This window comes from Sphingobium sp. TomTYG75 (genome assembly GCF_054771635.1).
In genome coordinates this window covers 2451480-2475609 of record NZ_BSRE01000001.1, presented here as the reverse complement: position 1 = coordinate 2475609, position 24130 = coordinate 2451480, and the positions used below count along the sequence as shown (strand labels likewise).

Annotated in this window: 26 protein-coding genes and 1 tRNA gene; 19 read left to right on the top strand and 8 right to left on the bottom strand. The window is 60.3% G+C overall.

The features are described 5' to 3' along the window. Positions 1–77: 77 nt before the first annotated feature. Genes cyoB through ACYU81_RS12515 form a run of 6 tightly spaced genes read left to right on the top strand, consistent with a single transcriptional unit; the run spans position 78 to position 5694 of the window. Complete coding sequence (gene cyoB, locus ACYU81_RS12540) at positions 78–2096, top strand: cytochrome o ubiquinol oxidase subunit I (RefSeq protein WP_460987881.1); 2019 nt, start codon at positions 78–80, stop codon at positions 2094–2096. Between the two features lie 6 nt (positions 2097–2102). After that, entirely contained in the window at positions 2103–2747 is a 645-nt protein-coding gene (cyoC, locus tag ACYU81_RS12535; RefSeq protein WP_460987880.1) for a cytochrome o ubiquinol oxidase subunit III, read from the top strand. Beyond that, the gene (cyoD, locus tag ACYU81_RS12530) at positions 2744–3133 is read left to right on the top strand and encodes a cytochrome o ubiquinol oxidase subunit IV (protein ID WP_460987879.1); all 390 of its coding nucleotides are present in this window, start codon (positions 2744–2746) and stop codon (positions 3131–3133) included. The genes cyoC and cyoD overlap by 4 nt, the downstream gene beginning before the upstream one ends. 50 nt (positions 3134–3183) lie before the next feature. Next, positions 3184–3846 carry an SURF1 family protein gene (locus tag ACYU81_RS12525; RefSeq protein WP_460988186.1) on the top strand — a complete coding sequence of 221 codons (663 nt, stop codon included), beginning with the start codon at positions 3184–3186 and terminating at the stop codon, positions 3844–3846. After that, on the top strand, positions 3843–5171 hold the full coding sequence (locus tag ACYU81_RS12520; RefSeq protein WP_460987878.1) for an ATP-binding protein: 1329 nt from the start codon (positions 3843–3845) through the stop codon (positions 5169–5171). Before ACYU81_RS12525 ends, ACYU81_RS12520 begins: the two co-directional genes overlap by 4 nt. Further along, positions 5161–5694, top strand: a complete 534-nt coding sequence (locus ACYU81_RS12515; RefSeq protein ID WP_460987877.1) for a response regulator transcription factor — start codon at positions 5161–5163, stop codon at positions 5692–5694. The genes ACYU81_RS12520 and ACYU81_RS12515 overlap by 11 nt, the downstream gene beginning before the upstream one ends. A gap of 8 nt (positions 5695–5702) precedes the next feature. Here ACYU81_RS12515 and ACYU81_RS12510 read toward each other — a convergent pair. Continuing rightward, positions 5703–5776 (bottom strand) — tRNA-Gly (locus ACYU81_RS12510). Positions 5777–6000: 224 nt separating this feature from the next. On the opposite strand from ACYU81_RS12510, the gene ACYU81_RS12505 reads away from it, so the two are divergent. Continuing rightward, complete coding sequence (locus ACYU81_RS12505; protein WP_460987876.1) at positions 6001–7965, top strand: hybrid sensor histidine kinase/response regulator; 1965 nt, start codon at positions 6001–6003, stop codon at positions 7963–7965. 149 nt (positions 7966–8114) lie between these two features. Next, positions 8115–9035 (top strand): alpha/beta fold hydrolase, encoded by a 921-nt coding sequence (locus ACYU81_RS12500; protein WP_460987875.1) that lies wholly within the window; start codon positions 8115–8117, stop codon positions 9033–9035. Here ACYU81_RS12500 and ACYU81_RS12495 read toward each other — a convergent pair. The 3 genes from ACYU81_RS12495 to epsC all read right to left on the bottom strand — a co-directional run bounded on the left by ACYU81_RS12495 (position 9018) and on the right by epsC (position 11121). Further along, positions 9018–9962 carry an NAD(P)H-dependent flavin oxidoreductase gene (locus tag ACYU81_RS12495; protein ID WP_460987874.1) on the bottom strand — a complete coding sequence of 315 codons (945 nt, stop codon included), beginning with the start codon at positions 9960–9962 and terminating at the stop codon, positions 9018–9020. The genes ACYU81_RS12500 and ACYU81_RS12495 overlap by 18 nt on opposite strands. Before the next feature lie 92 nt (positions 9963–10054). Further along, complete coding sequence (locus ACYU81_RS12490; RefSeq protein ID WP_449471930.1) at positions 10055–10399, bottom strand: DUF2794 domain-containing protein; 345 nt, start codon at positions 10397–10399, stop codon at positions 10055–10057. Beyond that, the gene (epsC, locus tag ACYU81_RS12485) at positions 10399–11121 is read right to left on the bottom strand and encodes a serine O-acetyltransferase EpsC (protein WP_460987873.1); all 723 of its coding nucleotides are present in this window, start codon (positions 11119–11121) and stop codon (positions 10399–10401) included. The genes ACYU81_RS12490 and epsC overlap by 1 nt, the downstream gene beginning before the upstream one ends. Positions 11122–11277: 156 nt before the next feature. On the opposite strand from epsC, the gene ACYU81_RS12480 reads away from it, so the two are divergent. Together ACYU81_RS12480 and ACYU81_RS12475 are read left to right on the top strand one after the other, a co-directional pair. Further along, positions 11278–12051, top strand: coding sequence for a sulfite exporter TauE/SafE family protein (locus ACYU81_RS12480; RefSeq protein WP_460987872.1), 774 nt, complete (start codon positions 11278–11280; stop codon positions 12049–12051). Between the two features lie 39 nt (positions 12052–12090). Continuing rightward, on the top strand, positions 12091–13017 hold the full coding sequence (locus ACYU81_RS12475; protein WP_460987871.1) for a hydrogen peroxide-inducible genes activator: 927 nt from the start codon (positions 12091–12093) through the stop codon (positions 13015–13017). Positions 13018–13020: 3 nt separating this feature from the next. On the opposite strand, the gene ACYU81_RS12470 is transcribed toward ACYU81_RS12475, so the two are convergent. The 3 genes from ACYU81_RS12470 to pgsA are packed head-to-tail and all read right to left on the bottom strand — an operon-like array spanning position 13021 to position 14288. Next, positions 13021–13464 carry a molybdenum cofactor biosynthesis protein MoaE gene (locus ACYU81_RS12470; protein WP_460987870.1) on the bottom strand — a complete coding sequence of 148 codons (444 nt, stop codon included), beginning with the start codon at positions 13462–13464 and terminating at the stop codon, positions 13021–13023. Next, on the bottom strand, positions 13461–13721 hold the full coding sequence (locus ACYU81_RS12465; protein WP_460987869.1) for a MoaD/ThiS family protein: 261 nt from the start codon (positions 13719–13721) through the stop codon (positions 13461–13463). Before ACYU81_RS12465 ends, ACYU81_RS12470 begins: the two co-directional genes overlap by 4 nt. A 3-nt stretch (positions 13722–13724) precedes the next feature. After that, the gene (pgsA, locus tag ACYU81_RS12460; RefSeq protein WP_460987868.1) at positions 13725–14288 is read right to left on the bottom strand and encodes a CDP-diacylglycerol--glycerol-3-phosphate 3-phosphatidyltransferase; all 564 of its coding nucleotides are present in this window, start codon (positions 14286–14288) and stop codon (positions 13725–13727) included. A 146-nt stretch (positions 14289–14434) separates the two neighbouring features. Here pgsA and ACYU81_RS12455 point away from each other — a divergent pair, with 146 nt between their 5' ends. Then, complete coding sequence (locus ACYU81_RS12455; RefSeq protein WP_460987867.1) at positions 14435–15730, top strand: MFS transporter; 1296 nt, start codon at positions 14435–14437, stop codon at positions 15728–15730. A gap of 10 nt (positions 15731–15740) precedes the next feature. On the opposite strand, the gene ACYU81_RS12450 is transcribed toward ACYU81_RS12455, so the two are convergent. Further along, the gene (locus ACYU81_RS12450) at positions 15741–15923 is read right to left on the bottom strand and encodes a hypothetical protein (protein WP_460987866.1); all 183 of its coding nucleotides are present in this window, start codon (positions 15921–15923) and stop codon (positions 15741–15743) included. A 108-nt stretch (positions 15924–16031) separates the two neighbouring features. Here ACYU81_RS12450 and ACYU81_RS12445 point away from each other — a divergent pair, with 108 nt between their 5' ends. From ACYU81_RS12445 to ACYU81_RS12410, 8 genes are all read left to right on the top strand, one after another. Next, the gene (locus ACYU81_RS12445) at positions 16032–18092 is read left to right on the top strand and encodes a transglycosylase domain-containing protein (RefSeq protein WP_460987865.1); all 2061 of its coding nucleotides are present in this window, start codon (positions 16032–16034) and stop codon (positions 18090–18092) included. Between the two features lie 138 nt (positions 18093–18230). Next, positions 18231–18653 carry an iron-sulfur cluster assembly scaffold protein gene (locus ACYU81_RS12440; protein ID WP_449471913.1) on the top strand — a complete coding sequence of 141 codons (423 nt, stop codon included), beginning with the start codon at positions 18231–18233 and terminating at the stop codon, positions 18651–18653. Then, the gene (locus ACYU81_RS12435; RefSeq protein ID WP_449471911.1) at positions 18653–20473 is read left to right on the top strand and encodes a cation:proton antiporter domain-containing protein; all 1821 of its coding nucleotides are present in this window, start codon (positions 18653–18655) and stop codon (positions 20471–20473) included. Before ACYU81_RS12440 ends, ACYU81_RS12435 begins: the two co-directional genes overlap by 1 nt. Next, positions 20470–20796, top strand: coding sequence for a DUF423 domain-containing protein (locus ACYU81_RS12430; RefSeq protein WP_460987864.1), 327 nt, complete (start codon positions 20470–20472; stop codon positions 20794–20796). The genes ACYU81_RS12435 and ACYU81_RS12430 overlap by 4 nt, the downstream gene beginning before the upstream one ends. A gap of 46 nt (positions 20797–20842) precedes the next feature. After that, on the top strand, positions 20843–21307 hold the full coding sequence (locus tag ACYU81_RS12425) for a Fur family transcriptional regulator (protein WP_449471907.1): 465 nt from the start codon (positions 20843–20845) through the stop codon (positions 21305–21307). A 49-nt stretch (positions 21308–21356) separates the two neighbouring features. Further along, positions 21357–23291 (top strand): 1-deoxy-D-xylulose-5-phosphate synthase, encoded by a 1935-nt coding sequence (gene dxs, locus ACYU81_RS12420; RefSeq protein ID WP_460987863.1) that lies wholly within the window; start codon positions 21357–21359, stop codon positions 23289–23291. 63 nt (positions 23292–23354) lie between these two features. Next, a complete protein-coding gene (locus ACYU81_RS12415; protein ID WP_460987862.1) occupies positions 23355–23810 on the top strand; it encodes an SRPBCC family protein in 456 nt (151 codons plus the stop codon). Further along, positions 23797–24126: an ArsR/SmtB family transcription factor gene (locus ACYU81_RS12410; RefSeq protein WP_460987861.1), complete on the top strand. Its 330-nt coding sequence runs from the start codon at positions 23797–23799 to the stop codon at positions 24124–24126. Before ACYU81_RS12415 ends, ACYU81_RS12410 begins: the two co-directional genes overlap by 14 nt. The last annotated feature ends 4 nt before the right edge of the window (positions 24127–24130 follow it).

Here is a 24130-nt window from a genome sequence, read left to right as displayed (position 1 = left end):
TCACGTGCCTCGTTTGAACCTCAAGGGGAGGGGCTCAAGAAAATCTCCTCCCCCTCCCTCCCAAGGCCCTGACCCCCATGTCCCCTCATCCCGCATCCGAAAACAGCGGCATCTGGAAACTGATCTTCGGCCGCCTCGACTGGAGCGCCGTTCCGATCCACGAGCCGATCGTCATGGGCACCTTCGTCGCGGTCGTCATCGGCGGCGCTGCGGTCCTTGGCCTTGTCACCAAATATCGCCTCTGGGGCATGCTGTGGCGCGACTGGTTCACGACCGTCGACCACAAGCGCATCGGCATCATGTACATGATCCTCGGCCTCATCATGTTCCTGCGCGGTTTCGCCGATGCGCTCATGATGCGCCTGCAACAGGCATGGGCGTTCAACGGCTCGGAAGGCTATCTGAACGCGCATCACTACGACCAGATATTCACCGCGCACGGCGTCATCATGATCTTCTTCGTGGCGATGCCGATGATCACCGGGATCATGAACTATATGGTCCCGCTTCAAATCGGCGCGCGCGACGTCAGCTTCCCCTTCCTCAATAATTTCAGCTTCTGGATGACCACGGCAGGCGCCGTCATCACCATGATGTCGCTGTTCGTGGGCGAGTTCGCCCGCACCGGCTGGCTCGCCTACCCACCCCTCTCCGGCATCGCCTACAGCCCCGGAGTCGGCGTCGATTATTATATCTGGGGCCTCCAGATAGCAGGGATCGGCACGCTCTTATCCGGCGTCAACCTCATCGCAACCATCGTAAAGATGCGCGCACCCGGCATGAGCATGATGAAGCTCCCCATCTTCGTCTGGACGTCGCTCTGCTCGAACATCCTGATCGTCGCGGCCTTCCCGGTCCTGACCGCCGTTCTCGCGCTGCTCAGCCTCGACCGCTATGTCGGCACGGCCTTCTTCACCAACGACATGGGCGGCAACCCCATGATGTACGTGAACCTCATCTGGATCTGGGGCCATCCGGAGGTTTACATCCTCATCCTGCCGCTGTTCGGCGTGTTCAGTGAAGTCACCTCGACCTTCTCGTCAAAGCGCCTCTTCGGCTATTCCTCGATGGTCTATGCGACGGTCGTCATCGCGATCCTCAGCTACCTGGTCTGGCTGCACCATTTCTTCACCATGGGCTCGGGCGCCAGCGTCAACAGCTTCTTCGGCATCACGACGATGGTCATCTCGATCCCGACCGGGGCCAAGCTCTTCAACTGGCTCTTCACCATGTATCGCGGCCGCATCCGCTTTGAGCTGCCGATGATGTGGACGGTCGCCTTCATGCTGACCTTCACGGTCGGCGGCATGACCGGCGTGCTGCTTGCGGTGCCGCCCGCCGACTTCGTCCTCCACAACTCGCTGTTCCTGATCGCGCATTTCCATAACGTGATCATCGGCGGCGTGTTGTTCGGCCTGTTCGCGGCGATCAACTACTGGTGGCCCAAGGCATTCGGCTTCAAGCTCGACCGGACATGGGGCGTGCGCAGCTTCTGGCTGTGGGTCGTCGGCTTCTGGGTCGCCTTTATGCCGCTCTATATCCTCGGCCTGATGGGCGTCACCCGCCGCATGCGCGTGTTCGATGATCCAAGCCTGCAAATCTGGTTCCAGATCGCGGCCCTCGGCGCCCTCATGATCGCGGCAGGCATCGCCTGCATGCTCATCCAGTTCGCCGTCAGCATCATCAACCGCGACAAGCTGCGCGACACGACCGGCGACCCATGGGACGGCCGCACCCTCGAATGGGCGACCAGCTCGCCGCCGCCCGACTATAATTTCGCCTTCACACCCGTCATCCATGATGGCGACGCATGGGCGGACATGAAGAAGCGCGGCTATCAGCGGCCTCTCTCGGGCTATGAAGCCATCCACATGCCCAGCAACACCGGCACCGGCGTGATCATCGCAGGCCTGTCGGTGGCCTTCGGCGTCGGCATGATCTGGTACATGTGGTGGCTCGCAGGCCTCAGCTTCATCGGCATCCTCGCCGTCGCGATCGGCCACACCTTCAACTACAAGCGCGACTTCTACATCCCCAAGGATGTGGTCGAGCGCACAGAGGGCGAGCGCACGCGCAGCCTCGCGATGCAGGGCTGAACCATCATGGCAAGCGCACCCACCGTAGACGCCGCTTTCCTCGACAAGGACGGCAACCCGCTCTTCCATCTGGAACATGAGCCCCACCATCCGGAAGGGTCCAGCACCATGCTGGGCTTCTGGATCTACCTGATGAGCGATTGCCTCATCTTCGCCTGCCTGTTCGCCACCTATGCGGTGCTGGGCGGCAGCTATGCGGCGGGGCCGAGCCCGAAGGACCTGTTCGACCTGCCGCTCGTCGCGCTCAACACCGCGATGCTGCTCTTCTCCTCCATCACCTATGGCTTTGCCATGCTGGCGATGGAAAAGAACAAGGTGGCCGCGACACAGGGCTGGCTGGCTATCACGGGCCTATTCGGCCTCGCCTTCCTGTCGATCGAGATGTACGAGTTCGCGCACCTCATCCATGAAGGCGCGACCCCGATGCGTTCGGGCTTCCTGTCGGCCTTCTTCACGCTGGTGGGCACGCACGGACTGCACGTCACCTTCGGCACGATCTGGCTGGTGACGCTAATGGTGCAGGTCGCCAAAAAGGGCCTGATCCCCGCCAACCAGCGCCGCCTCATGTGCCTGTCGATGTTCTGGCACTTCCTCGACGTCGTCTGGATCGGCGTCTTCACCTTCGTCTATCTCATGGGGATGCTGCGATGAGCGCGCACGACCACAGCCATCACGACGATCATCATGGGCACGCCCCTGCCCATGGCACCTTCAGCAGCTACATGATCGGCTTCGGCCTGTCAGTGATCCTGACGGCCATCCCCTTCTGGCTCGTCATGACGGGAGTGTTGGGCGATCCGCAACTGACCGCCTTCACCATCATGGGCTTCGCGGTCGTGCAGATATTGGTCCACATGATCTACTTCCTGCACATGAACACCCGCTCGGAAGGCGGCTGGACGATGCTGGCGCTGATCTTCACGATCGTGCTGGTCGTCATCACGCTCGCCGGGTCCATCTGGGTCATGTATCATCTCAACCACAATATGATGCCGCAAATGGATATGAGCGTGCATGACATGAGCCAGATGCCGTGACAGACCCCCGACCCCGCCGTCGCTCGGCGGGGTTCCTGATCATCTTCTCGATGGCCGCCGCCCTGGCGGTCGCGGGGCTGGTCAGTCTTGGCGTCTGGCAAATCCATCGCCTCGCCTGGAAGCGCGACCTGATCGAAAAGGTCGAAAGCCGCGTCCACGCCGCCCCCGTCCCCGTACCCGCGTCGGCCAGTGCCGACGACGCCTATCGCCGGGTCTTCGCTACCGGCCATTTCCTGCACGACCGCGCGACTTTGGTGCAGGCTTCGACGGTTCGGGGGGCGGGCTTCTGGGTGCTTACTCCGCTCATGACCGATCGCGGCTTCACCCTGCTCGTCAACCGCGGCTTCATCCCGCCTGATGCGCGGAACAGCTATTCACGGCCAGAAGGGAGCGTCCAGATAACCGGCCTCATGCGCCTCAACGAACCGGGCGGCGGCTTCCTCCGCAGCAATGATCCCGCCGCGAACCGCTGGTACTCACGCGACATCGGCGCCATCGCCGCAGCGCGCCAGCTTCGCGAGCCGGTCGCCAACTATTTCATCGATGCCGAACGCGACGCCCCGCCAGCATCCTTGCCCATTGGCGGCCTGACCGTCCTGACCTTCCCCAACAGCCATCTTTCCTACGCTCTCACATGGTTCGCGCTGGCGGCGATGGCGGCTGGCGCTTACATCTTCGTCATGCGCCATGAATGGAAGGAAAGACGGTCTTGAAGCGGTGGCTTTCCACCGGCGCCCGCCTGCTGCCCAGCCAATGGCCAGCGGACGCGGCCGGGCGCAAGAATATGGCGCTGCTCGCCCAGCTTCGCTGGATCGCGATCGCCGGACAGGTCGCGACGATCCTCTTCGTGCATTGGGGCATGGGGATCAGCTTGCCCGTCGCCGCCATGCTGCTGGTCGCGTCGATCGGCGCAGCGGTGAATGTCGCCACCTTCGCAACGCTGCGCCGCCGTACCGACGTTGCGCATATCGAGCTGTTTCTGGCGCTCGTCTTTGACGTGCTCTTGCTGACAACCCAACTGTATCTCAGCGGCGGCGCGACCAATCCCTTCATCGCGCTCTACCTGCTTCAAGTGGCGCTGGGCGCGGTGCTGCTCGACCGTTGGAGCATCTGGGGCATCGTCCTTCTGTCGCTGCTCTGCGCCGCGATACTGTCCGTCGTCTATCGGCCACTGGAGCTTACCGACGCACTGGAGGGGCACCTCTTCGACCTCCACATCCTCGGCACCTGGATTTGCCTTGCCATGATCGCGGTGCTGCTCGTCCTCTTCATGAGCCGGGTGACCCGAAACCTCCAGGCCCGCGAAGCCTATCTCGCCCAGCTACGCCAGCAGGCGGCGGAGGAAGAACATATCGTCCGCATGGGCCTCCTCGCCTCAGGTGCGGCCCATGAACTCGGCACCCCCCTCTCCCAACTCGCGGTCGTGCTAGGCGACTGGCGCCACATGCCCGAAATCACTGCGCACCCCTCGCTTCTCGAGGAGGTCGGCGAGATGCAGGCAGCCGTCCAACGCTGTAAACAGATATTGACAGGCATTCTCATTTCCTCCGGCGAAGCCCGAGGCGAAGCTCCAAAAGTCACGCCAATTCGCGATTTCATTCTTGAAATCGCCCAAAGCTGGCGCTCCACCAATCCCACCATCCCCCTCCGCTGCGATTTCGGCCCCCACGATTACCCCCGCATCATCGCCGATCCCGTTATCCGCCAAGCCATCACAAACCTCCTCGACAACGCCCGCGAAGCAGGTGCCACCTACATCGACCTACTCGTCGGTCGCGATAGCAACTCACTCAACATCGCCGTCCGCGACAATGGCAAGGGCTTCAGCGAACAGATGCTCGCCGATTTCGGCAAACCCTACCGCTCCAGCAAAGGCAAGCAAGGCAGCGGCCTCGGCCTCTTCCTGGTCGTAAACGTGGTCCGAAAACTCGGCGGCAACGTCTCCGCCAGCAACGGCGCAGACGGCGGCGCACTCATCCTGCTCCGCCTTCCGCTCAGCACAGTCGCCTTCGAAGAGGAGTTGCCCAATGGAGGATGACCGGCTGCTGGTCCTTGTCGAGGATGACGAAGCCTTCGCCAAAACGCTCAAGCGCTCTTTTGAACGGCGCGGCTATCAGGTCCTGACCGCTGACAACCATGCCACCCTTCTCGCCCTGCTCGAGAAACACCGTCCCCACTATGCAGTAGTCGATCTCAAGCTCGCATCTGAGTCCGGCCTGGTTTGCGTCCAGACGCTTCATGCCCATGATCCTGACATGCTGATCGTCGTCCTGACCGGCTTCGCAAGCATCGCGACCGCTGTCGAGGCGATCAAACTCGGCGCCTCGCATTATCTCGCCAAGCCTTCAAACACGGATGACATCGAAGCAGCATTCGCCCGGTCGACCGGCGACCCATCGACGCCCCTCGCCCCACGTCCGACATCGATCAAGACGCTCGAGTGGGAACATATTCATGAGGTGTTGAAGGACAGCGACTTCAACATATCCGAAGCAGCGCGCCGCCTCGGCATGCATCGCAGGACGTTGGCAAGAAAGCTCGCCAAGCGGCAGGTCGGCTGATGCAAGAGTGGAGCGGGTGAAGGGAATCGAACCCTCGTCACTTGCTTGGGAAGCAAAAGCTCTACCATTGAGCTACACCCGCGACGCCGCCGGGATTAGCGGCTGATCCGGGGAAGGTCAACGACCTCCCTCAGCCCCGCTGAAAAGCTCCCCGCGTGGACTCTTTTCCTCAAACCCCTCAAAAATATGCTTTAGTTAATAGAGCGATATAGGCTGGGTGGTAGATTGACAGCTCACCAACGGAACGATGAACCGTTCGGGGTGTTTGTCCGTTTTGATAAGATACAATAACTTAATGGGGAACTTATGAACACGGCGGCGCCGGAGGACTCTGGAAACCGCTTCGAATTGCTTGTCCAGAGCGTTACTGATTACGCGATCTACATGCTCTCAACCAATGGCACGATCGTTAGTTGGAACGCAGGAGCGCGCCGGTTCAAGGGATATGAGGCCGAAGAGATTGTCGGCCAACATTTCTCCCGCTTCTACACCCCGGAAGATCAGGCGGCGGGCATCCCTGCCCTTGCGCTCGAAACAGCGGAACACGAAGGGCGGTTCGAAGCCGAAGGATGGCGCGTGCGCAAGGATGGCGGGCGCTTCTGGGCAAGCGTCGTCATCGACCCCATCCGCGACCCCGCAGGCAAGTTGATTGGCTTTGCCAAGGTGACGCGCGACCTGACGGAACGGCGGGTGGCCGATGAAGCGCTACGGGCAAGCGAAGAGCGCTTCCGCCTGCTGGTGGAAAGCGTCACCGACTATGCGATTTATATGCTCGACCCCGTGGGCACCATCACAAGCTGGAACGCGGGCGCAGAGCGATTCAAGGGATACACCGCAGACGAGATACTGGGCCAGAATTTCTCCCGCTTCTATTCGGAAGAAGACCGCATGGCCGGGATACCATCCCGCGCTCTTGAAACAGCAACCCGAGAAGGGCGTTTTGAAGCGGAAGGATGGCGCATTCGCAAGGACGGGTCGCGCTTTTGGGCCAACGTCGTCATCGACGCCATTCGCAATCCCATGGGCCACCTCATAGGTTTTGCCAAGATCACGCGTGATCTAACCGAGCGACGGGAATCTCAACTGGCACTGGAAGAAGCGCGTGAAGCCATTTTCCAATCGCAGAAGATGGATGCGATCGGCAAGCTGACGGGCGGCGTCGCTCATGATTTCAACAACCTGCTCGCCGTCATCATGGGAAGCCTGGACCTTGCAAGGCAGCGGCTACAAACCGGAGCCGACATTTCGCGCTATATCGACAATGCGATGACCGCGGCCGATCGCGGGGCCATCTTGACCCAGCGCATGCTAGCCTTTGCCCGGCGCCAGGAGTTGAAATTGGCCAGCATCGATTGCATCGCCCTGGTGCGAAACATGGCCGGGTTGCTGAAATCGACCTTGGGCTCCACTGTGACAATAGAGACTCGTTTCCCCCTGTCCCTCAGCGCCGCGCATGCGGACCCAGCGCAGCTGGAACTGGCGCTGCTCAACCTTGCCGTGAACGCTCGCGATGCGATGCCGGACGGAGGCCGGATCATTGTCGAAGGTGCCGAGGCTCATCTTACGGCCGAACAACGGCCTGATTTACCCTGTGGCCATTATGTCCGCCTTTCGGTCATCGACGAGGGGGAAGGCATGGATGAACATACCCTCGCTCGGGCTCGTGAGCCGTTCTTCACCACCAAAGGCGTAGGCAAGGGCACTGGCCTCGGCCTTTCCATGGTCCACGGCTTTGCCCAGCAGTGCGGCGGGTCGCTGATCATCTCAAGCGAGCCGGGACAGGGCTCGACTGTCTCACTCTGGCTCCCAGTGGCTGCTGATGAGATCGACGCGGAGGAGGACGAGTGCCAAAGTCCGACCATCGTTGAGCCCACAGATCAGCCGCTTGTCATATTGGCGGTCGATGACGATGACTTGGTTCTCACAAACACGGCGGGCATGCTCGAGGAATTGGGACATGCCGTATTTCAGGCAGGGTCAGCAGTTGATGCCCTACGAATGCTGACAGAGGGTGACGTGGATCTTGTCATCACCGACCACGCAATGCCTCATATGACGGGAGCGCAACTGGCGGACGCCCTGACTGAAAGCCATCCCGGCTTGCCCGTCATCATCATCACGGGATATGCTGAACTGCCCACCGGCGCCACAAAACGGCTGAGGCTCGACAAGCCATTCAAACAGGCCGATCTAGCGCGCATGGTGGCCTTGGCCCATCATGATCGGGCCGCTGACCGGGTGATTCCGTTTGGGCGATCAGAAGGCTTTTGATCGACCCAATCATTTCTTCAGCATCTCCCACTTTGGTACGCTAAGAGCGGGCACCCCGCTCACTATCACCATCAATTTTCTCAAAAATGCTGCTATAATGATTAAGTTATGATGCTGGCCGTCCAGAATCGCGGAGTGCTCCCGAGGACATGAATATCACCCCAAATTTTGCCAGCCCGCTTGGCGAATGTCCGGACAACGTCGCCACCCTAAGCCCGACATCACATTTCTTCACTTCGCTGCGCACTCGCCTGCATTATGTGGATTGGGGGAACCGCTCCGCTCCCACCTTGATCCTGTTGCATGGCGCCCTGGATCATGCGCGTAGTTGGGATTGGACGGCCCGGGCACTCGCGCGTGACTTCCATGTCGTGGTTCCTGATCTTCGGGGCCATGGCGACAGCGCATGGTCTACCGAAGGCACCTATCTTACGGCGGACTTCGTCTATGACCTCGCCCAGCTAGTGGAGCAGGTTGGGCGGGACAAGGTTGTTCTGGTGGGCCATTCGTTGGGAGGGTCTATCGCGTTGCGCTATGCGGGGCTCTTCCCGGAGCGCGTCGACCGCCTGGTCGCGATCGAGGGGCTGGGCCTTTCCCCCGAGAGGCTTAAGGACAGGGCAGCCCATCCCGCACCCGATCGCTGGCGCGAATGGATCGAGCAGCGCCGCGCGAGCGCTCGCAGGCAGCCGCGTCACTATCCCACGCTCGAAGCGGCAGTCGCGCGCATGCGGGAACGGAACGACCACCTGTCAGGAGAACAAGCGCTGCATCTGACGGTTCATGGCGTGAACCGCAATGAAGATGGCAGCTATGATTGGAAGTTCGATCCATATCTTCGCCAAACGCCGCCGCAAGACATGGTTGGGGATGATCTACCTCAGTTCTGGTCGCGGGTTCACTGCCCCGTACTCCTTTGCTTGGGTCTGGACAGTTGGGCATCGAATCCGGTGAATGACGGCAGGGCAGCGCACTTCCGTGATGCGCGACTGGTAGAATTTGGCGAAGCCGGACACTGGTTGCACCACGACCGGTTTGACGCATTCCTTGCAGCACTACGCGCCTTCCTTTGACTGGAAGGATGCAATGGCATCAAGGTACTGCGCCTTCAATTGCTCTATGAATGAAGCGGCGGGCTGAATTTTCTCGACCGCGCCAATGCCCTGGCCCGCCCCCCAAATGTCGCGCCAGGCCTTTTTCTCATCCTCCGCCATAGCGGCGATATCCATGCCGGCGGCATTCGCCAGCTTGTCGGGGTCCAGCCCGGCTGCCGTAATGCTCGGTCTCAGATAATTGCCATGAACGCCGGTGAAGTGATCCGAATAGACGATGTCCGCCGCGCTACTGTCTACGATCATTTGCTTATATTTGGGGTCGGCGTTCGCTTCTTCCGTCGCGATGAAAGCAGAACCCATATAGGCCAGATCGGCCCCCATCATGCGGGCAGCGGCAATCGCTCGGCCGGTTGAGATCGCACCTGACAGGATCAAAGGGCCGTCAAACCACGCGCGGATTTCTTCAACCAGCGCGAACGGCGACAATGTGCCAGCATGGCCTCCTGCCCCCGCAGCAACCGCAATCAGGCCGTCTGCCCCCTTTTCGATCGCCTTCCTCGCGAACATGTTGTTGATGACATCGTGGAACACAAGGCCACCGTAACTGTGGACAGCTTCGTTGACGTCGGCGCGAGCGCCCAGCGAGGTAATCACGATCGGGACGCGATATTTCACGCAGAGAGCCAGATCCTCCTCCAAGCGGGCATTTGTCTTGTGGACGATAAGGTTGACCGCGAAAGGCGCGTCATCCTCAGTCAGCTCCCGGCGGAGAAGTTGAAGCCACTCTTCGAACACGCCTGAAGGCCGTGCGTTGAGCGAAGGGAACGAGCCTACGATGCCAGCGCGACATTGAGCAATCACAAGCGCGGGCTGGGACACGATAAACATCGGAGACGCTATCAGCGGCAGGGATAAACGATCTTCAAGCAGCTTCGGCAAAGTCATCAATCGGCCTTATTCGTCATTGGCTCTGGCACCCCTTATCGGCGGCCACCTTTGGTCTTCGCGATATCGGACACTTGCAATTAGAAACAGCGCTAATCCCGCACAATCTTAAGCAATCTGCGTTCGACGGGCGCAAGAATGCCCTGAAGTTCAGCACCTCGTTTTAGGATGCTCCCGGCCTCCCCGATCAGCGCCCACATTCCTTGCCGGTGACGGAGCGAAGGCCGCTTCTCGATGCGATATTCCGGGCGTTCGGCGGCCCGCCGAAAGGCGGAAAAAACTGCTGCGTCATGGCCAAGATCAATCGCATAGTCACGCCAATGACCGGCGGACACCATCCGGCCATAAAGATCCATGATGCGTTGCAATTCCAGTCGGTCGAACCCCGTCTGCCCCATCGGATTGGCTTGAGATGGGAACGGGGTCACATTGCTCATCAGGCGCGCCCACGCTCCCGAAACAAGGGAATGTCGTCATCATGAGGCTCATGAGACCCTTCCTGTCGTTGCTCAAGCAGCTCTGCCAATCGCTTCTGCAAGTGCTCGACTTCCTGCTGAAGCTGTTCCAGCTTATATTTTTCCGGATCATGGCAGTCGCTACAGGGCGTACCATAGGGCAGGAATTCACGCTGATAAGCGGTGACATCGACAACCATTTGCCGAGCCGGAATACCGACCATGGTTGCGCCATCGGGCACATTTTTCGTGACCACTGCGTTAGCACCCACGCGCGCGCGCGCGCCGACATATACAGGACCAAGCACCTGAGCGCCCGATCCGACGATGACCCCATCGGCTAGGGTCGGGTGCCGCTTGCCTGCAATGCCGTTCGCGGGATCGGTCCCGCCAAGTGTCACATTCTGATAAAGAGTGACATCGTCACCGATTTCAGCCGTTTCACCAATCACTGTGAAGCCATGGTCAATGAAGAACCGCTTGCCGATGCGCGCACCGGGATGGATGTCGTTGCCGGTGAGAAAGCGGGAAAAATGATTGACCGCGCGCGCCATGAAATAGAGCCGAAGGCCGTAGAGCCTGTGCGCAACGCGATGAAACCCAAGAGCCCAAACCCCCGGGTACAGGAGGATTTCAGCCCGCGAGCGCGGAGCCGGGTCACGCGATTTGACCGAGTCCAAATAGCCAATAAGATTGCGCAGCATGCAGCGGCCCCTGAAAACCGAAGGCTACTACATAGGCCTGCGATAATCCATTTTCCAGATGCGTGGCTATTTCGGCTTTTGACCATAAAACAGAATGTTTCTTGGAGAGCTATGATATACCAAGCAATGCGGTAGACAATCAACAGGGGCCTTTGAATGACCGATCCCATCCTCGCTCATCTCAGCGAACTTCTACCCTTTATCCTGATCGGTTTCGGAGCCCAAATGATCGATGGGGCTTTGGGAATGGCGTACGGCGTGATTTCCAGCACCCTGCTTCTCGCATTGGGCGTGCCGCCAAGCAGAGCGTCCGCCAGCGTACACGCCGCCGAAACTTTCACGACCGCTGTCTCAGCCATAAGCCACATCGCCCACCGGAACGTGGATTGGCGGCTATTTTCACGCCTCATCATTCCCGGCGTCATTGGCGGCGTGACGGGAGCCTACATTCTTTCGAACATCGACGGATCAGTGATCAAACCTTTCGTTCAACTCTACCTGACCGCAATCGGCGTTTATCTGATCTGGCGCGGCTTTCATCTGCCACCTCATCCACGAGACCCGAAGTGGGTGGCGCCGCTTGGCCTCGTCGGCGGTTTCATGGACGCCTCGGGCGGCGGCGGCTGGGGGCCGATCGTTACTTCGAACCTCCTTATCCAAGGGTCCAGTCCACGGCACACGATCGGCACGGTCAACACCGTCGAGTTCGTGCTGACGCTAGCGATCAGCCTCACCTTCATCCTTCATCTGGGCTGGCAGGCTTTCACGACCTACACCGTCGGTCTGTTGCTCGGAGGCATAGTAGCTGCGCCCTTTGGCGCAATGCTTGCCCGTCATGTCGCACCTCGGATGCTATTCACAGCGGTTGGTACAATCCTGACGCTTACATCCCTATTCGGCGTAGCCAAATGGCTTGGATATATCGGCTGACGCTCTTATCTTCGGCTTTCTAATCGAGAAAGGCGATCGATGTCGAGTTACATGCCCACGCTGAAACAGCTGCAATATCTTGTTGCGCTGAAGCAGCATGGGCATTTCGGCAAGGCAGCCGACAGCTGCTATGTCACGCAATCCACGCTTTCGGCGGGTATCCGCGAACTGGAATCGCTGATCGGCGTGACGCTGGTTGAACGGACGCGAAGGGTGGTGCGCTTCACGGCTCTCGGCGACCGTATCGTGGAGAAAGCGCATCGCGTTCTGCGCGAAGCGGAGGAACTTGCGGCTATCGCCGAAGCCTCGGGCAAGCCGCTCACCGGTGAGTTGCGCATGAGCGTGATCCCAACGATCGCGCCTTTCTTGCTGCCTCGCCTGCTCCCCCGCCTGAGAGCGGACAGGCCCGAACTCAAGCTTTACCTCCGGGAGGAGACGACGCAGACGGCAATCGAGTCACTTCGTCACGGCAACGTGGACTGTGTCCTCCTTGCCCTACCCTTTCCCACCGGGGAGCTGGACAGCGAACTGCTGTTCCAGGACCGGCTATATGTCGCATTTCCTCAAGATGATCCACGCGACCCGCCCGAGTGGGTGGCGCCTGACATGATCGATGAGACGAAGCTGCTATTACTGGAAGATGGTCATTGTCTGAAGGACCATGCTCTTGCCGCGTGCAACCGCCCCGAAATCCGTTCGAGCGCGATGATGATGGGCACTTCCCTCCATACACTGGTTCAGATGGTCGATAATGGCCTTGGTATGACGATCATGCCGGAAATGGCCATTACGGGCGGTATATTGGATCACACACAGATCGCCGTACGGCCTCTGCGATCCGACCGATCGCACCGTGACATTGCTTTGGTCTGGCGTAAGAATAGTCCGAGGGAAAAGGAATTTCGCCTGCTCGCCGAACTTCTGCGCGATGCCGCCGATTTGCCGCAATCCAGTGTAGCCGCCTGATCTTCAGCGGGTCCAATCGCGCGCCTTCGTCTCATCCTCGACGCGCGCCTCCACCCAGGCGGCCGCTCCATCGGCAAAATGCTCCTTCTTCCAGAAGGGCGCGTCAGACTTCAGCCAATCGATCAGAAAGGCGCAACTTTCCAGCGCGGCTGCCCTATGACGAGAGGCCGTGCCGACAAAAACGATGTGCTCACCTGGCTTAAGCTTTCCAAAGCGATGAATCACGCTCACGGCCAAAAGCGGCCAACGCGCGGTCGCTTGGTCGATTATCCGCTCGACCTGAGCTGCCGTCATCGCCGGATAATGCTGAAGTTCGAGTGAAACTAGCGCATTATCGCCGCGCACGACCCCTGTGAAACTGGCAACAGCCCCGCCTCCCGCAGCTTCCAGCAGCGCCAACTCGGCGCCGACGTCGAAATCCTCCGTCTGGATGGCAGCGCGGTTCATCCGCCAGTGACCGGGGGAAAGATCGCCAGCTCCTTCGCTTGCCCGATCAACGTTTCGAGTGGCACAAAGCGCTGATCCAACGCTGCGCGCAGCCGCCCAGTATCACCGAACGCCTCAGCATAGCGGCCTCCCCGTTCCGCAAGCTGCGCAATCAAATTTGCGACACTCATATCGGCGCCAGGCCGATCGACCTGTTCACCATCGCAGCCGATGCTTTCTCGCACCCAAGCGAAATAGAGGATTTCGAGTTTAACCACGCATCAGTCCATATGCTTGATACCGACCCGCAGATAGTCCCAACCGGTGATCAAAGTCAGTATTGCTGCGGCCCAGAGGGTCACGATACCCAGCAACTGAACCAGGGGAAATGCGGGCACCGCGCCCGCCAGAATCAGTGCGCCCAAGGCTATCAACTGAAAGGTGGTTTTCCACTTGGCCAGACGGGACACCGGCACCGAAACCTGAAGTCCTGCAAGAAACTCACGCAGCCCCGACACGGCGATTTCACGCAGTAGAATGATCATGGCGGCAGCGATGTGAATACCCGCGATGTCGCGAGTGGCGGCCAACATCAGGATGACTGCGCCAACCATGATCTTGTCGGCGATGGGATCCAGAAAAACGCCCAGCTTCGAAACGGTCCCTTGGGCTCGCGCCAGATAGCCATCGAAATAGTCGGTGATGCCCATCAAACAATAAAGCCCAAAGGCAAAGGCATAGCCGGTCGTCCAGCGAGCACCGACCTCTGCGGGCCAGAGCAACGCGACAAGCAACGGGACGGTCAGTATCCGCGAAAGCGTCAGCAGATTGGGCAGCGTCAGCATGGCGGCGGACTGCCACAGTCCGCCGCATAGCACAAGCAGCCGTGATGAGGGGCTCGACTGCTTCTCATCCGGATGCGTTGGACAGCCGACGCGGCAGCCGCTAGACCCCGCTCCGCTCGTCCACAGCGAAGAAGACCTTCTTGCCTATGCAAGCCTCACTCAGGCTCCTTAACAAGCGACGTTTCCTGCCGCTTTTCATCACTCAATTGCTCGGGGCCTTTAACGACAACCTGTTCAAAAATGCGATGGTGCTGTTCGTCGTGTACAGCGTCTATAATGACGAACGGTCGGAAACCTGGTTCAGCGCGTTGGCGACGGGCATATTCATCCTGCCGTTTTTCCTTCTGTCCGCGCTGTCGGGCCAACTCGCCGATCAGCGGGACAAGGCCGTCATCATACGATATGTAAAAGCAGCCGAGATCGCCATAATGCTGGTTGGCGCCGTTGGCCTGGGGCTGATCTGGAGCGGCATAGCGATCCATGGCGTGGCCATTCCGCTGTTGCTTTGCGCACTCTTTGCCATGGGCGTCCATTCCACTTTCTTCGGCCCGATCAAATACGCCATCCTGCCTCAGCACTTGCATGATGACGAAGTGCTTGGCGGCACAGGCCTGGTAGAGGCTGGAACTTATATCGCCATCCTTGCCGGAACGATCCTGGCGGGCCTGATTCCCGTGGAGGTCGCAGCCATCGGCATCGTCGTGACAGCTGCGATCGGCTATGTGGCAGGCCGGGAAGTTCCACCCGCGCCTTCATTGCTCGAACGGCAGCCGATCGACTTCCACATCATCCGGTCTTCGATCGCGCTGGTGCGGGGTACAATGCATATCCGGCGCCTCTATCTGGCCATCATGGCAATCAGCGTCTTCTGGGCCGTCGGCTCAATCCTGTTCATCCAGTTCCCGCCGCTCGTCAAAAATGTGCTGGCGGCGGACAAGTCGGTGGCCAGCTTGTTCCTGGCGATCTTTTCCGTGGGCATCGCGATTGGGTCGATCGCGATCAACCGGCTGCTACAGGGGCATGTGTCGGCGCGTTACGCACCCGCATCCGTCATTGGCATGGGTCTGTGCATCGTCGCGTTTCACATTGTGTGTGATCTATGGACGCCTGACGGAAGCGGCGCGATGCTCTCGCTCAAGGGCTTTCTTGCCCATCCCCTGGCGCTAGCATTATCGGCATGCCTGCTTGGTGTGGCGACATTCGGCGGCATGTTCGTGGTGCCGCTTTACGCATTCCTCACGACGACGGTCGAAAAGTGCGAGGCTGCCCGCACCGTAGCCGCTAACAACATCGTCAATTCAGGGGCCATGGTTCTGGGATCATTTTTTGCAATTGGCCTGAGCATCGCAGGCATGTCTGTCATCGACCAGCTTTTGCTGGTGGCGGCGCTATGCCTCCCCTGCGCATGGATCGCATGGACCCTTCACAAAGCCTGCGACTGAAGGCCCCGGATCAGAAGATGAAGCTGTAGAAGGCCGTAAAAAATGCACAGAAGCTCAGAACAAACAGCTTCCAGTCACTCTCGTCCGAGGTAGAGGCCAAAGCATCCTCCACCGTCAGGACATGACGAGGCAGCCGCTGACGAAAGGGATGGCGGGCAGCTTCGTTCGTAAGGATAAGCGGACGCGTTCGCATGGCATCGAGTTAACGCCTGATTCACCATTTCGGCCACCCATTATCGTGGTTAACCCGAGAGTGTCCCGAGACAGGACGCTATTGACTGTATCAATCTGATAATACAGCATGCTGGAGCCAATGAAAGATCCCCTGCCCGCGCCTCAGCCCGATCAGCCACCCCGCAAGTTCGGAGCAGGGCCGCCCAGCGCCTTCGCTCCATCCACGCCATGGCGAAGGCGGCTGCATGTCACAGGATGGATCGTCGCTGGACTGCTCGCACTGCTGATGCTCGTGATAGCCTGGCTGGCAGTCACCGCACCGCTTTCGCGATCGTTGAAGCCGATCGCGCCGCCAAGCGTCAGCCTCATGTCGGCCGACGGCCATCTCATCGCCCGGCGCGGCGCGATAATCGATCGCCCCGTTTCGATGGCAGATCTGCCCAAACATGTCCCCCAAGCCTTCATGGCGATCGAAGACAGGCGCTTTTACAGCCATTGGGGCGTCGATCCGAGAGGCATAGTACGAGCCGCCTGGCATAATCTATGGTCGGACGGTTCGTCGCAGGGCGGGAGCACCATCACCCAGCAGCTTGCCAAGGGTGTATTCCTTTCCAGCGACAGAACTTTCGGACGAAAAGCGCGGGAGGCGCTTATTGCCTTCTGGCTGGAAGCATGGCTGACCAAGGATCAGATTTTCGAACGCTATCTGTCGAACGTTTATTTCGGCGACAATGTCTATGGATTGCGCGCGGCTTCGCTGCACTATTTCAGCCGCCAGCCCGAACGGCTCACCATTCCGCAGGCCGCAATGCTCGCGGGATTGCTGAAGGCGCCCTCTCGCCTTGCGCCGACTACAAATCTGAAAGGAGCACGGGAGCGCGCCGCCCTGGTGACGCAGGCGATGGTGGACGCTGGCTATATCAGCAAGGCCGAACGCAACGGGCTGCGCCCAGCGCGGCTGGACGTGCGCGAAACGCCCGATCCGACGACCGGCACCTATTTCGCCGACTGGGTGCTGCCCGAGGCGCGTGACCGCGCGGGCGCGGTTTATGGAGCACAGAGTGTTCCAACGACGCTCGACTGGCGGGTCCAGCGCCTGGCCGAAGCGGCAATCCGCCGGGCACCTCTAGGCCAAGCCGAAGCAGCTCTGGTGGCGATGAAGCCCGACGGCAGCGTCGTGGCCATGGTCGGCGGCAAAAATTATCGCGCGAGCAGCTTCAACCGGGCCGTGCAAGCAAAGCGGCAGCCCGGATCGACCTTCAAGCTATTCGTATATCTGGCCGCATTCCGATCCGGAATGACGCCGGAGGATTTTATCGAGGACACGCCGATCACCAGCGGGACCTATCGGCCCGCCAACCACGGCGGCAAATATCGCGGCCGCATCACATTGCGTCAGGCATTCGCGGCGTCGAGCAATGTGGCGGCAGTCAGATTGACACAAAAGGTGGGCGTCGACACTGTCATAAAGGTCGCGCGCGACCTGGGCATCACGGCACCGCTGACAGAAGATCTCAGCCTTGCGCTGGGCACGTCCGAAATTCCGCTCATCCAGCTGGCGCAGGCTTATGCCACCGTGGCTGCGGGTGCCTATCCCGTCATCGCCCACGGCCTGCCTCCGGAAGAACAGGGGTGGTTCGGCCGACTGATGAGCCGTCAGCGTCACTTCAGCCAGGATCAGCTTGAAATGATCCGCGATCTGTTGTCGTCAGCCGCAAACCGGGGAACGGGCAGCGCAGCGGCACTTCGCACCAGCACATTCGGCAAGACGGGAACCACCCAGGATAGCCGTGACGCGATCTTCGTCGGTTATGCCGGTGGGCTGGTGACGGCCGTCTGGATCGGCAATGATGATAATGCCCCGCTCCCCGGCGGCGCGGCAGGCGGCGGCGTTCCTGCGCGCATCTGGCGAAACTTCATGGCCGGAGCAATCAACGAACCTGTCGAAACACCGCCCGAACAACAGGATAGCGACCTCGTCAACGCAATCGCCAATGTGACGGTGGAAGGGGGCCTGGGCAATATGAGCCTGGGTGTCGATGAGGACGGGGTGTCGGTCAACATAGGCCCCAATCAGCTGCGCCTGCCCATCGGCCAGCCTGAAGCGCCACCCTCCCCCGCCGTTCCGGCTACGCCGCCGCCGCGGATCGTGCCGACACAGCCGACCGATGGAGACCAGGAACCTTGACGTGATTGACGGGTGAGCTGGGCTGGCGGCATGCCACGGCGCGACGACATGCCGCCAATGCCGCAGCCAAACTGCGAATAATCTACCGATGATATCTGCGGCCTTTCTCAGGCGGCCTAGCTGTCCTACAGGGGAAGTATGAGCGCCCCCCTCTACAACAAGGACATATTGCGCCTCGCCGCCAGCATCCCGCATCACCGGCGACTGGCACAGCCGCAGGCAACCGTAGAAAAACGATCGCCCACTTGCGGATCGCGAGTGACAGCAGACGTAAGAATGGAAGGCGGGAAGCTGGTCGAGCTAGGTCTGGACGTTAAAGCCTGCGCACTCGGCCAGGCTTCGGCTGCGCTTATGTCGGCTCAGGCAATTGGCCTGACAGCAGCCGAACTCGAGACCGCGCGAGACAAGTTGACTGCGTATCTCGCTGGCGAAGGCGATGATCTGAATTTCTGGCCGGGGTTGACCGTCCTCGCTCCCGCTCGTGGATATCCGGCGCGTCACGCCTCCATCCGGCTTAGTTTCGAGGCGGTGGCAGAAGCCGCACGCGCGGCGGAGGCCTGATGCCTACTCCCCCTGCGGCGGCGGCGCACGCGCCCCTCAACGCGACCGACCTCCTGCTGTCTGAAGGCGTAATCCTGCTGGGGGCGGCGGTGCTGTTCGTCATGCTGTTTCGCCGTTTCGGCCTTGGCGCAGTGCTGGGCTATCTGGTTGCCGGGGCGTTGGTCGGCCCACAAGGTCTTGGCCTTGTAGGCGGGGCGGAATCGAAGCTGGCGATCGCGGAAATCGGCATCGTCCTGCTGCTTTTCCTCGTCGGCCTTGAACTTCATCCGGCACGGCTATGGCGCCTGAAGCGAGACATCTTCGCCCTCGGCCTTGCCCAAGTGGTGATGTGCGGTTTGGCTTTGACCGCGATCATCTATTTTTCGACCGGCTTCACCTGGGGCGCAGCTATCGCGCTCGGCCTCCCCCTGGCGCTGTCTTCCACGGCACAGGTTCTGCCCAGCCTTAAAAGCAGTGGACGCATCAACTCTCCTTTTGGCGAGAAAGTCTTTTCGATCCTGCTTTTTCAGGATCTGTCCATCGTCCCGCTAATCACCATAGTGGCGGCATTGTCACGCAACCCCGCAGATGTTGGAGGTCCTCCAGGCATCCAGCTTGCGGGCTACACGGTTGCTGCCATTGCAGGACTAGTACTGGCTGGGCGTTTCATCCTGCGCCCTCTGCTTCAGCTAGTGGGACGGTTGGGCGAACGTGAACTGTTCGTGGCAGTCGGACTGTTCACGGTTCTTGCCGCCGCTGCCCTCATGCATGCACTTCACCTGTCGACGGCGCTGGGCGCGTTCGTCGCAGGCGTGATGCTGGCCGACTCCCCCTATCGGCATGAAATCGAAGCGGATGTAGAACCATTCCGATCGATCCTGCTGGGTCTGTTCTTCCTCGCGGTCGGGATGGTGCTGGACCTGCATGCTGTCGCGGCGAACCCCTTGTTCGTCATCGGCATGGCGGCGATGCTCGTCATGACAAAGGCATTGCTGATCACCGGCCTTGCCCGGCTGTTTGGCATGGAATGGACGCAGGCGATCGGTGCGGGCCTGTTGCTCAGCCAGGGCGGCGAATTCGGCTTTGTTCTTTTCGCCCAGGCGCAAAACGCCCTTTTGATTGCTCCTCAAGGTGCCAGCCTGTTCAGCGCGATTGTGACCTTTTCCATGGCCACGACGCCATTTCTCATGCTCTTTGCCCGAAGGCTGGAGTTCGCGCAGCCGAAAGGTCAGCAGAACCCCGTCGGCCCGGACGAGGCAACGCGCGGAACCGCGATCATCGTGGGCTATGGGCGTTTCGGACAAACTGTCGCCCAGATGCTGATGGGGCACGGGTTCGAGGTCGTACTGATCGACAAGAAGCCCGCCCAGATCGAGGTGTCGAGCCGGTTCGACATGAAAGTCTATTATGGCGATGGCACGCGAATCGATTTGCTCCGCCGTTCCGGAGCCGAGGAAGCCCGCTTGATCGCTTTCTGCCATGATGATCCGTCGCTGGACAGCCGGATACTGGAACCTATCGCCGAGGCATTCCCTCAGGCCGCACTGCTCGTTCGCGCCTTCGATCGGCGGCAGTTGCTCGCATTGAAAGACATGGATCTTGCGGGAGTGGTTCGTGAGGTTTTCGAATCCGCAATTTGCATGGGGATCCAGGCGATGGACACGCTGGGCGTGCCACAGGCGGAAATAGAAGAGGTTGAGCGCAAATATCGCGAAAATGATGATCAGCGGCTGACGGTCCAGGGCGAGCAAGGAACGTTGCTGGCCGCCAAGGAACTGATGTTCAGGCCCGGCAGGCGGATGCGCCTGATGGCTCGGGGAGAAGAAGAGGAAAACGCATGATCCCGGTCCTGGCCTCGCTTTCGGCGGCGCTCGCCATCGCTGCTGGCGCTTTCGGCGCCCATGGTGCATCCAGTCACGAAGCAGCTGAATGGTTGCGGACTGGCGGCTTATATCAGCTGATCCACGCGGTTGCCGCGTTGGCGCTGGCTAATGGCGCGCGCGGCCCGGCTTTGCTGCTTCTGGTGGGCGCCGCGATCTTTGCATTCACCCTCTATGCCATGGCCATGGGAGGTCCGCGTTGGCTGGGCGCCGTGACGCCTATTGGTGGCACGTTGATGATTGCGGGGTGGTTGTGGGCGGCTTGGGCCTATTGGCGCGGCTGACAGGCCACCCTTGCCCCCAAACCCGCCCACGCATAGATTGACCCATATGGCCGAACACCATCATCATCACGAACCCACTGGCGCAAGCCTGGCCGACGCAGCCCGCAACGCGCTGGAAGCTCAGAACGAGCAGTGGACGCCCATGCGCGCTGCGATATTCGACGCGCTCGCCGCCGAAGAAAAGCCGACGTCGGCCTATGACATTGCCGACAGCGTTTCCAAGGTTCGGGGAAAGCGAGTGGCGCCGAACAGCGTCTATCGTATCCTCGATCTGTTCGTGGCGAACAACATCGCCATGCGCGTGGAAAGCGCGAATGCTTATATCGCCAACGCCCATCCGGGCTGCCATCACGATTGCATCTTCCTCGTCTGCCGCAACTGCAAGGAAGCGACCCATGTCGATAACGATGTGGTGACGAACAACGTTCGCGCCGTGGCGGAACATCAAGGATTCCGGGCAGAACGGCCCGTGATCGAGATACTCGGGACCTGCGCCAAGTGCGTGGCGTGACGCAGGCGTTGCGCTTTGATCCGGAACGGCTTAGCGCGCTTGGGAGTCTATGCCTTTAATGAATGACAGTCCCACAACGCCGCTGCTCGACCAGGTCACCTGGCCCGCGGATCTGCGCACGCTCAAGCCCGAGCAGCTCCCTCAGCTTGCCGACGAACTCCGGCAGGAGGTGATTTCTGCCGTCGGGGTGACTGGCGGCCACCTGGGGTCAGGGCTGGGAGTGGTCGAACTCACCACCGCCATCCATTATGTTTTCGACACGCCCAATGACAAGCTGGTCTGGGATGTGGGCCACCAATGCTATCCGCATAAGGTCCTGACCGGTCGGCGCGACCGCATCCGTACCCTTCGCCAGGGCGGCGGCCTTTCGGGCTTCACCAAGCGGGCCGAAAGTGAATATGACCCCTTCGGCGCGGCCCATAGTTCGACATCCATCAGCGCGGCACTGGGCTTTGCCGTGGCCAGCAAGCTCGCAGGCAAGCCGGGCAAGGGCATAGCAGTGATCGGCGATGGCGCGATGTCAGCGGGCATGGCCTATGAAGCCATGAACAACGCGCGTGAGGCCGGAAACAGGCTGATCGTGATCCTGAACGACAATGACATGTCGATCGCCCCCCCGGTTGGCGGCCTTTCCGCCTACCTCGCGCGCTTGGTATCGAGCCGCGAATTTCTGGGCCTGCGTGACCTTGCCAAGCGCCTCGCCCGCAAACTGCCCCGCCCCCTCCACAATGCCGCCCGCAAAACCGATGAGTTTGCTCGCGGCATGGCGATGGGTGGCACCTTGTTCGAGGAACTCGGCTTTTATTATGTGGGTCCGATCGACGGCCATAATCTCGATCAGTTGATACCCGTTCTGGAAAATGTTCGCGATGCCGCTGAAGGGCCGTGCCTCGTTCATGTCGTGACCCAAAAAGGCAAGGGCTACGCTCCAGCGGAAGCAGCAGCCGACAAATATCATGGCGTCCAGAAGTTCGACGTCATCACCGGGGCGCAAGCAAAGGCACCTCCGGGGCCGCCCAGCTATACTGCGGTGTTTGCCAACGCCCTGGTCGCCGAAGCCCGGCGCGATAGCACTATCTGCGCGATTACCGCTGCCATGCCGTCGGGTACGGGTCTCGACAAGTTCGCGGAGGCTTTCCCTGAACGTTCCTTCGACGTGGGGATTGCCGAACAGCATGCGGTGACCTTCGCTGCTGGGCTTGCGGCACAGGGCATGCGGCCTTTCTGCGCGATCTATTCGACCTTTCTCCAGCGCGCCTATGATCAGGTCGTGCATGATGTCGCGATCCAGAATCTCCCGGTGCGCTTTGCTATCGATCGGGCCGGGCTGGTGGGTGCAGACGGTTCAACCCATGCGGGCAGCTTCGACATCACCTACCTCGCCACGCTTCCCAATATGGTCGTTATGGCCGCTTCCGACGAAGCAGAGCTGGTCCACATGGTCCGCACTTGCGCCACTCATGACAGCGGGCCGATCGCCGTCCGTTATCCACGTGGCAATGGCGTGGGCGTGCCGTTACCCGCGACGCCCGAGAAGCTGGAGATCGGCAAGGGACGAATCGTCCGGGACGGCCGACAAGTCGCCATATTGTCGCTCGGCACCCGTCTTGAGGAAGCGCTGCGCGCCGCTGAGGCGCTGGAAGCGAAGGGCCTATCCACCACGGTAGCGGATTTGCGCTTCGCCAAGCCCTTGGACGAAGCGATGATCCGTCGCCTGCTCACCACCCACGAAGTTGCCGTGACGGTAGAGGAAGGCGCCATCGGGGGCTTGGGCGCCCATGTGTTGACGCTGGCGAGTGATCTGGGGCTGATCGACAATGGCCTGAAGCTGCGTACGCTGCGCCTGCCGGATGTTTTCCAGGATCAGGACAAGCCGGAATTGCAATATGCAGACGCGCGGCTGGATGCAGCAGCGATCATCGACACCGTGTTGACGGCGTTACGGCATAACAGCGCCGGTATAGCGTCAGAAGCCCGGGCCTAGGAGCAACCAAATGGTTGCATATCAGGAAGCAAAACGCATATAAGCAGCCTGGAGGTTGCTTATATGGTGGATTCTATCAGTAAAAGCATCGAAATCGCCGCGTCGGTCGAACGAGTTTGGGACGCGCTGATTGATCATGAAAAGTTCGGAGCCTGGTTTCAGGTCGCTCTGGATCAGCCTTTTGTCGCGGGTCAGGCATCGACGGGGCATATGACCTATCCCGGTTTTGAAGAATATCGCTGGGAAGCGCGGGTCGTTGCAATCGAGCCCATGAGGCGCTTTGCCTTTGAATGGCCTGCGACTGGCGGAGACAAGCAGTTGATGGAAAGCGGCGTACCGGTGCCGGAATGGACATTGGTCGAGTTTCTGCTTGAACCCGCGGGCAGCGGCACATTGCTGACGGTCACGGAAAGCGGGTTTGACAAGGTGCCTGAGCCGCGCAGGAGTAATGTCATGCGCTCCAACGACGGTGGTTGGGCAGAGCAGGTGAAGAATATCCGAGAATATGTTGAAGATTGAGGAAGCACCTGCGCAGCTGTTTGCCGCATTGGGTGACGCCACACGCTTGGGGCTGATTGGGCGGCTTTCCGAGGGGACGGGACGATCGATCACGCAATTAGGCGATGGCCTGCCGATCAGCCGCCAAGCGGTCGCGAAGCATCTCGACGTCCTGCTGGGCGCGGGACTGGTGCGCCGCACACGATCCGGGCGTGAGGTGCTTTTCACCCTCGAGCCTGAGGCGATCACGGACGCGCGGGATTGGCTTGCTCAGGTCTCAAGCCAGTGGGACGAGACTTTGGGCAGGCTCAAGAACTTCGTCGAGAGCCAGCCCTAGCTTC